The organism is Neoehrlichia mikurensis, assembly GCF_019186785.1.
Taxonomy (GTDB): domain Bacteria; phylum Pseudomonadota; class Alphaproteobacteria; order Rickettsiales; family Anaplasmataceae; genus Neoehrlichia; species Neoehrlichia mikurensis.
Genome location: NZ_CP066557.1, coordinates 795,957 through 812,336, shown reverse-complemented (window position 1 = coordinate 812,336; position 16,380 = coordinate 795,957). Strand labels below are relative to the sequence as shown.

Genomic DNA, 16,380 nt, shown 5'->3' with positions numbered 1-16,380 from the left:
TTATAGTATTTCGCGTAATTTTACAAACAATAACATACACTACTGCATACAATCAGCTAAGAAATTACAAATTAACATAATACTATAAAATAATTAGCGTATAACTACTTGCTAAACCCCACAATAATACAGCAACATTTAATACATAAATTATACTAGTTATTACATACAATATTACTAGTATACATAATATTACCTGATTTAATAATTATAGAATGAGTTTTTACATAACTGTCACAAAATTCTACTCCTCTAACTAAATTACTATCTGTTATACCCGTAGCTATAAAGGCAGATTTACCTTTTACCATATCTTTTATTGTATATACTTTATTAATGTCTCTAATACCAAAATGTTTTGCCTTATCTACTAATAAATCTGTATTAAACATCAACTTACCTTCTATATAACCACCAATAGACAATAACGCTGCAGCAGCAAGTACCCCTTCAGGCGCTCCTCCTATTCCAACATATAAATCATATTTTCCAAAAACTAATGATAAAACAGCAGATATATCCCCATCATCTATTAATTTAACACGTGCACCACATTCTCTTATAGAATTAATTAAAGATAAATGTCTTTCTCTATTTAAAACAATAACCACTAAATCACTAATGGAACACTTTTTTGCATCTGACAAGTTACCAAGATTGACCTTTATATCATTATTTAAGGATACTACCCCTTCTGGTGAATTAGGACCAACAGCTATCTTTTCCATATAAATATCTGGAGCTTTAAGAAAACCTCCAGATTCTGCTATAGCAATAACAGACATGGCACCATCCTTATAGTTTGAACAAATTGTAGTACCTTCAAGAGGATCAACAGCAATATCTAATGCATATCCTCCTCTCCCTATTTTTTCACCAATATATAACATAGGAGCATTATCACGCTCCCCCTCACCTATAACAATAGTACCATCAATATCTATCAAGTTTAATTCCATACGCATAGAATCTACAGCTGCTTTATCAGCTCCTATCTCATCGCCCATACCAACAAAATTATAAGCTTTTATTGCTGCTGCTTCTGTTACTTTTAAAAATTTAAAACATAAATCTTGTATCATTATCTTAAATAAGAATATAATTAACAGCTAGCATAAAATTTTATATAATATAATGTCAAATATATTATATAAGCTAATAGGTAAAAATTGATAACAATAAAATTTTCTCATATATTAATACTGATTATATTATTATCTGGATGCACACAAAAACCAGCACCTGTATCATTAAGAGGCGAAGAATTTCATGGCCGTAGAGAAGTAGATGACAAAAATGAATACCATCTTATTAAAGATTATAATGATAAAGTAAAGGATATTTATTCACAAAACAGTAAAATAATAATTAATAACTTATCAAATAGTAATAAAAAAGCACAGACAAAATGCAAATTTATCATGCCCATTAAAGGAAATATTACGTCCTCATTTAAAAACGTACACACTGGTGATAATATGTGTAATGAGGGAATAAGTATACAAACTGACGATATCTCAGATGTTAAAACATCAGCAGACGGAAAAGTATTACACATAGGAAAAGGGCTGAGATGGTATGGAAACTTAATAATAATAGAACATGACAAATATACTATTACACTATATTCTTACTTACACAATATCTATGTAAAAGTTGGTGAAAAAGTTAAACAAGGGCAAGTAATAGCTTCTATTGTAAAAAATAATAGTAAAACTTCTAATAACCCTGTTCTATGCTTCTCAATGCGTAAAAACGGAAATGCTGTTAATCCCTTATCATACATAAATTGTAAATAATAATATATATAACATCAAACAACTCTTAATAGTATTTATATATATGCTACGCAATTTATATATAGTGTTATCATAGTAAGAAAAAATCAATATATTACATGTAAATTCCTTTATAATGTTATTAATTTACAGGTAATAAATGTCAGATTACGTACCAGAAAGACGCGCTATCAAGATATTATACGAATATTGGAACACATTGCGTAATACTAGAAACTTTCCACAAAAATCTGAAATAGACCCTGACGAAATTATAGAAGCTTGGCCAAGTTGCTTTATAATAGACATTCAAGAAAATGTATCACATAAATATCACTGTTCATATATTGGAGAAAAAGCAATAAACCTTTATAAATCTGACGTAAGATATTATTCTACCTCCGAACACATTACAATGTTTTTTCCTCAGGTTATAGAAGATTTAGAAGATTATTTGGAATCAGTTATAGAAAACCATACTCCTATAATAAAAGAATTAGAAACTCAGCTTAAAACCGGTCATTATTTAAAAATAAGACAGTGTTTGCTACCATTGGGAAAACAAAATACCGTCAATGCAATCATTGGAGTTGTAGGAGGAAAAATATATTAATTAATAATATAGCTTACTTAAATAATATAATTACTATGATAAATTAAGTGTGCTTCTTTCAAAATAATGTAAAGTTGCATCACTTATAATCATAGGTGCTAATCACTCAAAAATTACATAATTCATTAATGTACAACAAATTATACTAATATTATAATGTAGTAACAAATAACTCATGTGTCCCTTGACATCTTTCATTAATACATATTATTCTTACTTTACATAAAGTCTCACAAATTTTATTTATATAGTATTATTAAATACACACAATAATGTAATATTACAAATTAACATCATATATGTATGGAACACGTAGTAAAAAATAATTGGTCTTTAGATGAGGTATTGAACCTCTTTAATATGCAATTCAATGACTTGATTTTAAATTCTCATCTCACATATAAAAAATTCTTTAACACTAATGAAGTACAACTTTCAACATTATTAAATATTAAAACTGGTGGCTGTCCTGAAAACTGTAAATATTGCTCACAAAGTGCACATTATAAAACAACTTTAAATAAACAACCTCTTAATACAAACATAGAGGAAATAAAGCTCGCCGTAAAAAAAGCTAAAAAAGAAGGTGCTGATAGATTCTGCTTTGCAGCTGCGTGGAGAGAGTTAAAAGATAGAGATATCCCATACATATGCACTTTAATTCAAATAATTAAAAATGAAAATTTGGAAAGTTGTGCTTCATTAGGTATGATAAAATTAGAACAAGCACAAAAATTAAAACAGGCTGGGCTTGATTTTTATAATCACAATATAGATACTTCAAGAGAATTTTACCATAATATCATTACCACAAGAACTTACGATGATAGATTAAATAGTATCAATAATATTCAAGAAGCAGGTATAAACGTCTGTTCCGGTGGAATATTAGGTATGGGAGAAAACGTAGAAGATCGTGCAAAAATGTTACTTACTTTAGCAAATTTAAAAAAACATCCTTTTTCTATCCCTATTAACAAGCTTACTCCTATACAAGGAACTCCTCTTGAAAACTGTAATAACATCAATAACATAGATTTTATACGTACTATTGCCGTTGCCAGAATAATGATGCCTAAATCATATATAAGGCTTGCAGCTGGTAGAGAATCTATGTCTGAAGAAATGCAAGCTTTATGCTTATTTGCTGGAGTTAATTCAATATTTTATGGAGAAAAATTACTTACAACACCAAATCCAGAATATCAACATGATAAGAATCTACTAGAAAAACTAGGGATTACTCCTACTTCTGTAAAGAAATATAAGACAAAGGCATATATATAAAGCTAATATTCTACAATACGAAAAATTTATTTAAATCAACATGCACAGTAAAAATTTACTAAAATTAATAATTATACTTTCCAATACAATATAGAATTAATACTATTGTAAACAAAGTTAATAAAAATCTAAAAAAATTAAATAACTAATAAAAAGATATATATATATATTCGTTTTACAGTAATTACAAAAATATTAACAAATAGGATCCCCAAGTATTGTACTTAATTTAAGTAATCAAAAAAAGAAAAGTTGTACTTGATTGCAGAAATATTAGTATAACAATACATCAAAATAGCCACACCTAGCTTTTATAATAACACAACAAATATACTTAAAAAAAGAACTAATAGTATAAATAGCTATAACAAATGTTGATACTATATAATATATTATTATATACAGTATCATTATATTTACTTATATAAACAATTAAGTTTCAAAAGATTTTTCATATTAGTTAAATTACTAAATATGTTATACCAGTACTAGCTAGTACATTATTTTATAAGTTTATATAGTTTATATAAATAATTTGCATTTTTAACATTTATATATGATAATTAAGAATCAGGTAAAGAAGTAGTTGCTGTATTAAATTACAGAGGAAAGTCTGGACTCCAAGGGAAAATGGTGACAGGTAACCCCTGTCGAAGGTAACTTTAGGTTAGGGCCACAGAAAATAACCGCCTATATAAGGTAAGGGTGAAAAGGTGTGGTAAGAGCACACCGTACTTATGGTAACATATAGTAGCTAGGTAACCACCACCAGGAGCAAGACTAAGAAGAGATATTGTGTTTTCCCTCACTATTATCCGGGTAAGTCGCATGAGGTAAATAGTAATATTTATCCCAGATGAATAACTACATAAACAAAATCCAGCTTATCTTTACCTGATTTATGCAGATATTCAGTAATCTACATTTTATATAATGCTTTTTACATAAAACTGTAATGTTATTAATTAAATGTGTTTTACCTTGACATCGTTTACTTCATATACACATGATAAATACAAAAACATACTAACCAACATAGTTATAACAGTTATTAAGCATATAAGTTTTATATTATATATTTTTATCACTAATATTAAGTCAATTTACCAACTAAACATTTTGTGGTTTTTTATTATATAACGTCTTGATTGAATGATATCATACCTTATACAGCAAAATATAGTATAAATGTTCCTTAGTCAAATATTGTAAACATAAAATCATGCAAAAGTTTTTATATTATTAAAAATATATAACAAATACATTAAAAAAATTTATCTAATTATCTAGCTTTAATACCTATATTATCATTATAACTCTTATAATATACAAAGACTAAAAGTATAGTCAGCTTCTAATTTTTCATAATCACAATTATGTAATAGCGTAATATTAAATGCACATTTCTATGACAATATATTTACAAATATGAGTATCACCTAACTTAACACTCATTTCTTAAAACGTTAAACATATTTAAATTAAGAATACATTCAATTACATAAAGATATAACCATTGCATAATTTTAGTAAACCTTATTTTACCTATGGAATATTTTAATATAAATGCTAATATAAAAATTATACAATATTGCATAATAATAAATGATTATATTGATTGTTGTTACAAATAAATCAAATCAAAGATGTAATTATTTATATAAAGACTCTTTCAATTATATAATAGATGCAGATTATCAGTTTACTAATGACGAAATTAACTTTATAGGTAAATTATTAAGCAATAGGGTTACACAAGAGTTTTTTACATTTAAATATGATGAGAATATATCAAATTACATAGACACAGTATCCCAAAAAACATACAATATGTTTAATGTTTTTAATGCGCATTGGTCAATAGAAACGTCTTTCTTACCTGGAGTTACTGATAATATTGGTAACACAGTTACACAGATCATTAATGAAAACTTTAATAATAATTTTAAAGTACAAGTTCATACTTCAAAAATAATTTTTGGAAATACAAAAATACCAAATATGGATTACATTACAAATATATATAACCCATTAACAGAATATTGCAAATTAACCTACGTGCAAAATAACAATGTTAAAGTACAATTTTTAGGTAGCAAAACTATAGAAAACCTTAATAATACACTTAAAAAACAAAATAGTCATTACCCTATTCCATATATCAAATACTCAATTACTATTAACAAAAAACTTCAACATGTTAGCTCTGTAAATCTTAATATCAGTGATGATAAGCTGATGGAAATTAGTAAATATGGTATTAATGGCCAAGGTTCACTAAATTTATCATTGAACGCAATGAAAAGTATTCAAAGATACTTTCAAAAAATTAATAGAAATCCTAATGATATAGAAATAGAAGCATTAGCACAAACTTGGTCTGAGCATTGTAAACACAATATTTTTTCTTCACCTATAGATGAAATTTCAGATGGAATATATAAACATTATATTAAACGTGCAACCGCTGATATTAATTCTCCCATATGTGTTTCCGTATTTTCTGATAATGCAGGAGCAATTGTTTTTGATGATAACTTTATTATAGTCGATAAAGTTGAAACTCATAATAGTCCATCAGCGCTTGATCCATTTGGTGGAGCAACCACTGGTATACTAGGAGTAAACAGAGATATTATAGGATTTGGAAAAGGAGCTAAACCTATACTCAATTCTTACTATTTTTGTTTTGCAGAGTGCTTAAAAGAACAGTTATACAGAGATCGCCAGTGTTCAAAGCCTGTACTACATCCAACTACAATTATGTATGGAGTAATAAAAGGAGTAAATTTCGGAGGAAATTGCTCTGGTATTCCTACTGCCTTAGGATCTGCATATTTTGACAATAGATTTTACGGTAAACCATTAGTATTTGTTGGCACGACTGGTATTATTCCACGTACAATCCAAAAATCTCCTTCTCACCTAAAATCACCAATGAATGGGGATTATATTGTCATTATTGGAGGAAGAACAGGAAAAGACGGCATTCATGGTGCTACTTTTTCATCAAGCACACTTACAGAAAATATTAGCTCAACAGTAGTACAAATTGGTGATCCCATTACACAAAAAAAGTTATCTGATGCTATTATAAAAGAAGCAAGAGACCTTAATTTATATAATGCAATCACTGATAACGGAGCAGGTGGACTCTCATCTTCTATAGGAGAAATGGGAATAAAAGGATTCAAAGTAGACCTTAATAAAGTATTACTTAAACATCCACACATGTTACCTTGGGAAATATGGATATCTGAATCACAAGAAAGAATGACTTTATCTGTACCTCCACATAAGTATCCAGAACTTGAAAAAATAATGAAAAAAAATAATGTAGAGATTAGTATCATTGGGGAATTTACCAATACTAACAAAGCTATAGTAACGTACAATGGATGTATTATAATGGATATTGACACAGATTTCCTACACAATGGTAACCCTGTAACACATTTAACAACCAACCCATGGAAAAATTATCCATCAACAATACAATCTCATCATAGTTCATCAATAGAAGAAGACTTACATAACTTACTACAAAGAGCAAACATTAACAGCAAAGAATTTATTTCAGTACAATATGATCATGAAGTTCAAGGATCTTCTGTGATAAAGCCCATTCAAGGCAAAGGAAGAGTCTGCGGTGACGCCATAGTAATACGTCCAATCTTGTCATCAAAAAAAGGAATAGTAAAATCTCAAGGATTCGGATCTAGATATGGAGATATAGATACTTACAGTATGGCAGCTTGTGCTATTGATAGTGCAATACGTAATTACGTTGCAGTAGGTGGCAATTTTAATCACTTAGCATTAATTGATAATTTTTGTTGGTGTAATTCTACAGATCCGAAAAGATTATGGCAATTAAAACAAGCTGCTAAAGGATGTTATGATTATGCTGTAGCATTTAATACTCCTTTTATCTCAGGAAAAGATAGTATGTTCAATGACTTTAAAGGATATGATAGCAAAGGTACTCTCATACATATATCTTCTCCTCCATCATTATTAATTTCTACACTTGGAATAATAGATAATATTGAGCATGCAGTAACACTAGATGTTAAAGCTGCTAATGATTTAATATATATTTTAGGAATAACATATAATGAACTTGGAATGTCAGAATATCAAATGTATAGCAACATAGGAGAAGTAAATGTTCCACAAGTTAATGCCAAAATAGCCACTGCATTATACAAAAAATTTTATCATGCAATTAATAATAATATCATTGCTTCTGCCATTGCATTAAATTTAGGAGGATTAATCATAGGATTAATAAAATCCCTAATTGGAGGACAGCTTGGAGCAAAAATAGATTTATCTTTAGTACCAACACAAAATATAGATCCTCATGATAATTTAAAAGAAAAAATTATAATGTTTTCAGAATCACAAAGCAGAATTTTAGTCACTATAAATCCTAATAATAAGGAAAAATTTGAAACAATATTTCAAAATGAACCTTACTCTTTAATAGGGATAGTGACATCAGAGAAATTACTTAACATTACTGGATTAACTAGTATATCTATAGATGATTTAGAGGTAAGCTATAAAAAATTCAGTAATCAACAACTATATACAGCACACGTTTAACATAATGTTAATATAGTTCACTAAAATTTAATCTATCAATAATAGCAGTATCTCACGCCCGGACTAATTCTTTATAATGCATTTCATATTACATGTATGCTAACATTTATAACATAAAAATACAGAATAGTAGTTCTTGCCACACAATATCCTATAATAGCAACCAACAATTTTTAAAGAATAATTTTACTAATTAATATAGATAATGAATCATAAAATACTATTTAGTACTTAATTAAATATAAAAAGTATCTTTAATAAAACAATATTTACTAAACAATCAATCAAATAATGATAACATAAGTATTATAATATACCTTATTCTGAATAAAGGAAATATAAATGTTATGTATCACTTATTGTAGACAATTTATATCTTAAATTTCTATCCAACAAGCTATATAAAAAGATAGTCATTTCTTAATAATTGAAAAAATTTAAGCATTTTTTATTATGCTTTTTTTATATTATTTATCATATAATACAATAGCACCAATTTTTGACAGACTCATATGAAGAACATTTTGTTATTAATAATGGTTTTATTGACATATAATGTCAAAGCTTATGGAACATATGTTGTAAGAGATAGTGAAATAGAACATGTAATAAAAAAAATAGCATTGCCTATATTTAATGCAGCAAATATAAATATTGATAACATAAAAGTTTTTATTGTTCATGATAACACTATTAATGCTTATATCATTAACAATAAAAATATTTTTATTCACTCAGGATTATTACAATTTTCACAAAACCCTAACACAGTAATTGGTGTAATAGCTCATGAAATAGGTCATATATCGCAGCAACATATACTATATAAGAAAAAAGATATACGTAATACCGTTATCAATACAGGGTTGGGATATGCTTTAGGAATGATTGCTGCAATTGCAATTAATCCTAATATTGGACAGGCTATTATGTCAGGTGCTAGCACTATAAATTACAGAATGTTCCTTGCTAATAATCGTGAACAGGAAGAGGTTGCAGACCAATGTGCATTAAAATATTTAGATGATGCAGGATATGATTATAATGGATTAATCAGTTTATTTAGATATTTTAGTAATATTGGATCACAGCATGGTATAATAGATCAATATTTATTAACACATCCACTCAATCAGCAAAGACTTGAAAATATACAAAGTTATCGCCGAAAAAATGTAATTAATAATTGGCAAAGTGATGATATAAAAAACTTCAATAGAATCATAAATAAGGTCAATGCTTTTTTTGCTCCACTTAATACCTTAGAAGATGAAAAATATTCTTCTTTATACATACGCTCTATTATCAATTACAGAAAATCAAATATTAAGAAATCTCTAGAACAACTCAATGATCTTATAAAACAAACCCCAAACGATCCTTATATTTATGAATTAAAAGCTCAAATTTTTTATAAAGTTGGTAATATTAAAAAAGCAGTTAAAAATTATAAAATTGCACTAAAGTTTTTACCTAATGACTTGTTAATAAAATTAGAACTAGCACAAACATTATTATTGAGCAATCCAGGAGAAGCAATACCCTATCTAAAGCAAGTATTATATCACGAAAAAGACAATCCCTTTATATGGAAACAATTAGCTATAGCTTATGGAAAAATCAACAATATTGGAATGTCATATTTTGCTTTTGCAAATAAGTTCTTTATTGAAAATGATATAAAGAATTTTTATAAGTATGCTAATTTATCAGAGACCCATCTATCAAAAAATAGCATTTACCTAAGTCGTATTAATGACTTGAAAAGACAAGTTAAACTTAACCATTAACTATACTACAATATATTTTTAAATTTCATGATTAAAAATACTACTTAAATCATAATTTCTATCTGTACAAATAAGTTATTTATTAAATGATATTTACAACATGACAAATTTATAACATAAAACTCTATTCAAAATAGTATTTACAATTAGGTAAATATGGTAAGAAATTGAAATTTTATTCATTGAATTCATAATATGACCTAAGATCCTTAAATGTTGAAGTAATACTAATAAGTATCAAAAAACACACTACATCTAATTACAATATAATATCATTGCTATAAAAAAATTTCTATCTCTATAATTCATACTCTTTTTATATTTTATTAAAAATTTTGCTTTATTATTATAGATAAACAAGTCAGTTAATCAATTAAATGGTACAAATATTATGAAATATTTCACTATAGCATTATATTGTATTATATTTTTTGCAGTTTCCTGCTCTCCAGTGTATAGAACAGTATTTCATTATACTCAACCATCTACTCAGGAAGGAAAGAAATGTATTAGACAATGCGTCTTTACATATAATAATTGTCTACGTCAATGTCAAGCACAATCAAACGAATGTCGTTTAAAAGAAAAATTGTACAACATTCCATCATCTGTTATTAGTAGTATAGCAAATATAGCAACAATTACTAATACCAAGAATGATGATAGTGCCAACAATAATACTTTACTAATAAGTACCAATAAAAAAAGTATCTGTAATATTGATGAATGTCAAAGATTATGCCGAAGTGATTATAATATGTGCTTTATTGATTGTGGAGGTCAAGTTACTAGTAGTAGTGTATGTGTTCACTATTGTGATAAGAAATAATTATTAGCATATTCAAAATTTGATTTACATATGCTAAAAAATTAGCTGGTATTTTATTACAATTATTGACTGATCATTAATATAGATACATTCTATATTATTGCTAAATATCGTAACATTATTCTAAACATTAATACAGTTTTGCAATTAATACAATTATGTCATGTCACACTATTAAAACATCCATAATAATAATAATAACAATATTATTATAATATATTACATATCCTTTAAGAATTCACATGCAATTTACAACAGTAACTTTAATATTCATCCCTATAAGTCATATATCTACTAAGCAGATTAGTTTTGGTCAATAGAGAATGCAATATAAATTTCGTAAAATTAAATCTTTGTACTAGATTCACTTGTATAATATTAAGTCTTTGTACTAGATTTATTTGTGTAACATTTAATAACATTGCTTGCATACTCATATTAAAAGTATGATGTACAAAACGAGGACAAATATCACATATTGGTACAAGCACAAAATCCCTACAATGCATATATTTATGAGGTATTTGTAAAACATCAGTATTAATATTAATATTATCCCATAGTATTATGTCTATATCAATTATTCTAGGAGACCAAAATTTCTTATTACGCTTTCCTAAAAAATTTTCTATTTTTTTTACATGATGCAGAAACATACAAGGTAATAAATTTGTATATCCAGCAATAGCCATATTTAAAAAAGGAATATCCCAACTTATAGGAGCTCCATATGGCAGCAATGCTTTACTTTCATATATACACGAGTAAACCTTACCCATAATAGGAAGCATTCTTGAAGCAAGTTGAATGTTGCTTAATCTATCACCGCAATTACTTCCCAATGATAATACTACAAATGCCATCAAGCCCTCATAAGATATAAACTAAATTAGCATAACATATAACAAAATTATATATAAGATTGCTAAATTTAATTGATACAATCATGTTGCTACATGATTATTTCTTATGATACTAAAGTAATTATCCTCTATCATTAAAAATTAACAACAAATGCTATTTATAAAATTGTGTTTCACTACATAATTTATGTATAACTCTTCTACTTAATTAGTAGTATTTAATTAACATTTTAATTTCGTAAAAGCATTAGTAACGAAATACAAGTTAGATACGAAAATGTAGTCTATAACACAATTCTTCATGCTATTACTACAAAGCAAAAAATATATTTATCCCCTATGTAAGTTATAGTGTTAGTAAAAAAAGTTTTTACTTTTGATATACATAGATTATACTTTTACATTCTATATACAGAAAATTACTAATTTTCCTTTCATAATACAATGATATATAATATTATATATAATAAATATTATGGTCTTTTACCATTATGATTTTAGATAAAATAATGATGTCAACAGAGCAATTAAAAAATCTTGTGATCTCAATCCTTGATACACATAAAGCTAATAATATTAGCATATTGGATATAAGTGACAAAAGTACATTAGCAAAATATATGATTATCGCATCAGGTGAATCAACTTCTCACGTCAAGTCTTTAGCAAATAATATTAAAAAAAAAATTAAGCCTTATAAAAAATTATCAGTAGAAGGATTACAAGATGGACACTGGGTAGTAATAAGCTTCCAAAACATAATAACACATATTTTTAGACCAGATGTAAGAGATTATTATAACTTAGATGACTTATGGAGTAATGTTACACTATAAATAATACTAGCTATAAATATAATTGCAAAAAAACTATTTATTGCCGATACATAATTACCAACAAAAATATAAAGTTTCTACAACAAATGTTAATGATGAGTTAACAATTTTATATTAATATTTTCCTGTATTAAAAGCATGACACGCTAATAAACAAAATTAGTCGATTCGTTGCAATACATATAAGGCAGTTATATATAGCATTTGTATGCATAATATTACAGTAAATAGGATAAAGTAATGAGTGTAATTGCACGCAGATCAAGTGATGCTGTAATTTCAATTAAGCAGGATAATAATCAACACACTATTTCTATTTTCAACATTAACAACTCTGTAACTAACTTATTAGGGTATAATAAAGATGACATTCTAGAACATCCATTAAACTCTATATTAACTTACGAAACTGTAGATATAATAAACAACTACTTAGAATATACACCAGATGGCATAGACTTAACTGATATAATATCAAAAATAAAAAACTTTTCCTTTATTAACAAAAATCAAGAAATTATTAATGTGCAACCTAAAATTTTTCGCATATTATCCAATAATAATATTATTAATTATGAATTACTCATACGCAATATTAGTATTACTCAGCAGTTAAATCTCTTTAGAAAAAAGCAATTAATCAATGATGTATATACTATAGATCAAAATTTTGGTGTTTTAGACGTAAATTCAACAACACAAGAAATACAGATTATCTCAGAATTTATAAAACAAAATAATTTAGAGTCCATCATTGGAATAATATCATTAGATCTTAAACATGACAATGAACATATTATCAAGCTAAGTAAAGTTCTAGTCGACACACTACACATAAACATCAGATATAGTGACATTATAGGATACATGGGAAACTATAAATTTATATTTGTTTTACTTGGCTGTAGTAATAAAGACGCACAATCTGCTATTTCAAGAATACATAAAAATATAGCTATAAAGCTAGCAAACTATACACCAATAGTAAGATCATTAATCAAATACTTAGAAATAAATAATGAAGCAAATTATAAAAGTATAATAAAAAACATTAACAATGCTTTTATCAATAGTGTCAAGTAGGCTTATATATAGTTGCTTATGTATAGAACTTTTCAAACCATAATATCATTATTAACCACAGAAGTTTTAAATAAATTTAGGATATAAAATAAAGATATACAACCCCTTGTTCATCCATCTTCTACTAACGCTACAAATTCTTAATAAGATTTAAAAAAGCTTTATACTATGACAAAATACTATAATCATCTGATATTAAAAACAAAAATGCAAATCACAAAATACAATTTACAAAAGGTATACAAAATTCTAAAACACCTTTTTGTATTAAATTATAACTTAAATTAACATTATATTTCATTAATAACATAGAGATAATCCATGCTTGAATGTTTTTTGCATCCAACACATAATTAGTCTTTTCATCAAAAATATCTTGTATACTTTCACAAATCTCAATACCTTGTGCTTTTAAAGTTATCTTCAATACAACTTTATCGCCATCTTCTTGTAATAAAACTTCAACCTCTTTACCATCAATCATTATCATTGTAGATAATATAATAATATTAGATACTAATTTATTTATTTTTTCAACTAACTGTACGTTATATATTTGCACTGCTATATTCCAACTTAACTTAACTTTTTTTGTATCTAGATATTCTTCAACATTTGCTTTAGTGCTACTAAAGTTTTTATTATCTTCTGAGAAGCTATAAGACTGTCTAGACAATCTAAACCTAGCCATAATTTCATTAGAAGCTTCCATTAATAGACAAATAAAATCTTTAGATTTATCACTATCCCCTTCACTTAAAAATTCTATATAATTTACTACTGCCCCTATAGGACCAGCTAAATCATGTAGTAATTTCGCGGACAATAGTTCCATATGTAACAAAATATTTTTTGCATTAATATTATTCTCTTTCATAATAGCTCCTAATGTAATATACATATTAAAATGCTTTAATATATACAATTGTAAATAGATAATAATATACTATAAATACTATTTAATATTTATAAACAAGCTGTACTGTATTAGTTAGTTATAGATATATAAATATACACAAATATAAAAAAGTATATATACATATATATCTTCATTATCAAACTTTACATTTTAATATTGGTAATTGAGTGTTATTCTTGTTTTTTTATAAAATGCTTTAAATTATAATAAATACATAACAATTTTTATTATCAAACAACTTTATATTTTAACATTGGTAATTGAGTGTTATTCTTGTTTTTTTATAAAACTCTTTAAACCGTAATGAGCACATATCAAGATTCTGGTGTCAACATCAAAAATGCAAATAAATTAGTCAAAAATATTCAAGCAATTGCTAAATCAACTGCTAGAGTAGAAGTTATAGGTGATATTGGTGGCTTTGGAGGACTTTTTGATTTATCAATTATAAAAAAATATAATAATCCTGTACTTGTATCATCAACTGATGGCGTAGGTACAAAGTTATGTATAGCACAAGAAGTTAATAACCATCAAAGCATAGGTATAGATCTAGTTGCTATGTGTATAAATGACATACTATGTCATGGAGCAGAACCACTTTTCTTCTTAGATTACTTCGCCACTGGCAAATTAGATAACAACATTGCACTACAAATAATCAATGGTATTGTTCAAGGTTGCAAAAAATCAAATGTAACATTAATAGGAGGTGAAACAGCTGAAATGCCTGGCATGTATTCTGATACAAAATATGATCTTGCAGGCTTTGCTGTAGGTATAGTTGAAAAAGAAAAAATCTTACCTATAAAAAATAGTATTAACCCCGATGATGTAATTCTTGGCTTGCCTTCAAGTGGTATACATTCAAATGGATTTTCACTCATACGAAAAATATTACAAGATTTTAATATAAGTTATAACGATAAGTGCCCCTGGCACAATAGCTCATGGGCTGATGTATTACTAACACCTACTTACATATATACTAAATATATACTACCAATATTTCATTTAGTAAAAGGTATATCACACATTACTGGTGGAGGATTTATTGAAAATATACCCCGCATATTACCAGAAAATTTAGCAGCAAATATTTTCTTAGATTCCTGGAAAAAACCTCCAATATTTAATTGGATAGAAAAAATAGGCAACATATCTCAAAGAGAAATGTTAAATACGTTTAATTATGGCATTGGAATGGTAATCATTGCTTCTAAAAAAAATGCTGAAACATTAAAAAACATATTTTCAAATCAAGGTAATCCTATATATATAATTGGTAATGTAACATATCATAAGTCATCCGAAAAGGTTATATTCAAATAAAAATTACCTTTAGTAAAACTTATTTTCTATACCAAAAAGTTAAATAACTACAAGTATAATATTTATAAGCAAAAACTGTTAAGCTAACATAAATTTTAATATAGCTAGCGTATAGCTTTAAAAACAATTTAAGCTAGATTATTTCTTAATACTATCAGAAATGCTGTCCTATATAGCTTATAATAAAAAAATTGTATAACATTCTGTTAGCATTGTTATCTATAGCATTATAATAAATAATAATTTTATTATTACTAAGATGATAGCAAGCATAACGCATTAGAAAATACTTTGCATTTACTATAATATAAAACTCGTATTTATTAGTCTATATATCAACTTCATTTCTCATATTAAAAAATTGCTATTAAGAAAATAAGTATTGTAAAATCCGTACTTATTTTTTAATTTACATATTAATTTTATCCTTCATATTAAA

General features: G+C 26.4%; 12 protein-coding genes and 1 other RNA gene. 10 read left to right on the top strand and 3 right to left on the bottom strand.

What is annotated here, in order from left to right; all coding sequences use genetic code 11:
• Positions 1–155: 155 nt before the first annotated feature.
• Positions 156–1,079, bottom strand: a complete 924-nt coding sequence (gene glpX, locus HL033_RS03235; protein ID WP_218194514.1) for a class II fructose-bisphosphatase — start codon at positions 1,077–1,079, stop codon at positions 156–158.
• A gap of 90 nt (positions 1,080–1,169) precedes the next feature.
• On the opposite strand from glpX, the gene HL033_RS03230 reads away from it, so the two are divergent.
• The 7 genes from HL033_RS03230 to HL033_RS03200 all read left to right on the top strand — a co-directional run bounded on the left by HL033_RS03230 (position 1,170) and on the right by HL033_RS03200 (position 10,908).
• Positions 1,170–1,799 carry a murein hydrolase activator EnvC family protein gene (locus HL033_RS03230; protein ID WP_320414801.1) on the top strand — a complete coding sequence of 210 codons (630 nt, stop codon included), beginning with the start codon at positions 1,170–1,172 and terminating at the stop codon, positions 1,797–1,799.
• A 139-nt stretch (positions 1,800–1,938) separates the two neighbouring features.
• Positions 1,939–2,391 (top strand): PAS domain-containing protein, encoded by a 453-nt coding sequence (locus tag HL033_RS03225; protein WP_218193866.1) that lies wholly within the window; start codon positions 1,939–1,941, stop codon positions 2,389–2,391.
• Positions 2,392–2,694: 303 nt separating this feature from the next.
• Entirely contained in the window at positions 2,695–3,678 is a 984-nt protein-coding gene (gene bioB / locus HL033_RS03220) for a biotin synthase BioB (RefSeq protein WP_218193865.1), read from the top strand.
• Positions 3,679–4,248: 570 nt separating this feature from the next.
• Positions 4,249–4,580, top strand: an RNA gene (gene rnpB, locus HL033_RS03215) — RNase P RNA component class A.
• Between the two features lie 703 nt (positions 4,581–5,283).
• A complete protein-coding gene (locus tag HL033_RS03210; protein ID WP_218193864.1) occupies positions 5,284–8,289 on the top strand; it encodes a phosphoribosylformylglycinamidine synthase subunit PurL in 3,006 nt (1,001 codons plus the stop codon).
• Positions 8,290–8,801: 512 nt separating this feature from the next.
• Positions 8,802–10,079, top strand: coding sequence for a M48 family metalloprotease (locus tag HL033_RS03205; RefSeq protein ID WP_218193863.1), 1,278 nt, complete (start codon positions 8,802–8,804; stop codon positions 10,077–10,079).
• A 391-nt stretch (positions 10,080–10,470) separates the two neighbouring features.
• The gene (locus HL033_RS03200) at positions 10,471–10,908 is read left to right on the top strand and encodes a hypothetical protein (RefSeq protein WP_218193862.1); all 438 of its coding nucleotides are present in this window, start codon (positions 10,471–10,473) and stop codon (positions 10,906–10,908) included.
• 263 nt (positions 10,909–11,171) lie between these two features.
• Here HL033_RS03200 and folK read toward each other — a convergent pair whose 3' ends face one another.
• The gene (folK, locus tag HL033_RS03195; RefSeq protein ID WP_218193861.1) at positions 11,172–11,771 is read right to left on the bottom strand and encodes a 2-amino-4-hydroxy-6-hydroxymethyldihydropteridine diphosphokinase; all 600 of its coding nucleotides are present in this window, start codon (positions 11,769–11,771) and stop codon (positions 11,172–11,174) included.
• Positions 11,772–12,262: 491 nt separating this feature from the next.
• On the opposite strand from folK, the gene rsfS reads away from it, so the two are divergent.
• On the top strand, positions 12,263–12,607 hold the full coding sequence (gene rsfS / locus HL033_RS03190; protein WP_218193860.1) for a ribosome silencing factor: 345 nt from the start codon (positions 12,263–12,265) through the stop codon (positions 12,605–12,607).
• Positions 12,608–12,847: 240 nt separating this feature from the next.
• Positions 12,848–13,690: a diguanylate cyclase gene (locus HL033_RS03185; protein WP_218193859.1), complete on the top strand. Its 843-nt coding sequence runs from the start codon at positions 12,848–12,850 to the stop codon at positions 13,688–13,690.
• 214 nt (positions 13,691–13,904) lie between these two features.
• Here HL033_RS03185 and HL033_RS03180 read toward each other — a convergent pair whose 3' ends face one another.
• On the bottom strand, positions 13,905–14,567 hold the full coding sequence (locus HL033_RS03180; protein WP_218193858.1) for a histidine phosphotransferase family protein: 663 nt from the start codon (positions 14,565–14,567) through the stop codon (positions 13,905–13,907).
• Positions 14,568–14,912: 345 nt separating this feature from the next.
• Between HL033_RS03180 and purM the strand changes: the two genes are divergently transcribed.
• Positions 14,913–15,941: a phosphoribosylformylglycinamidine cyclo-ligase gene (gene purM, locus HL033_RS03175; RefSeq protein WP_218193857.1), complete on the top strand. Its 1,029-nt coding sequence runs from the start codon at positions 14,913–14,915 to the stop codon at positions 15,939–15,941.
• The last annotated feature ends 439 nt before the right edge of the window (positions 15,942–16,380 follow it).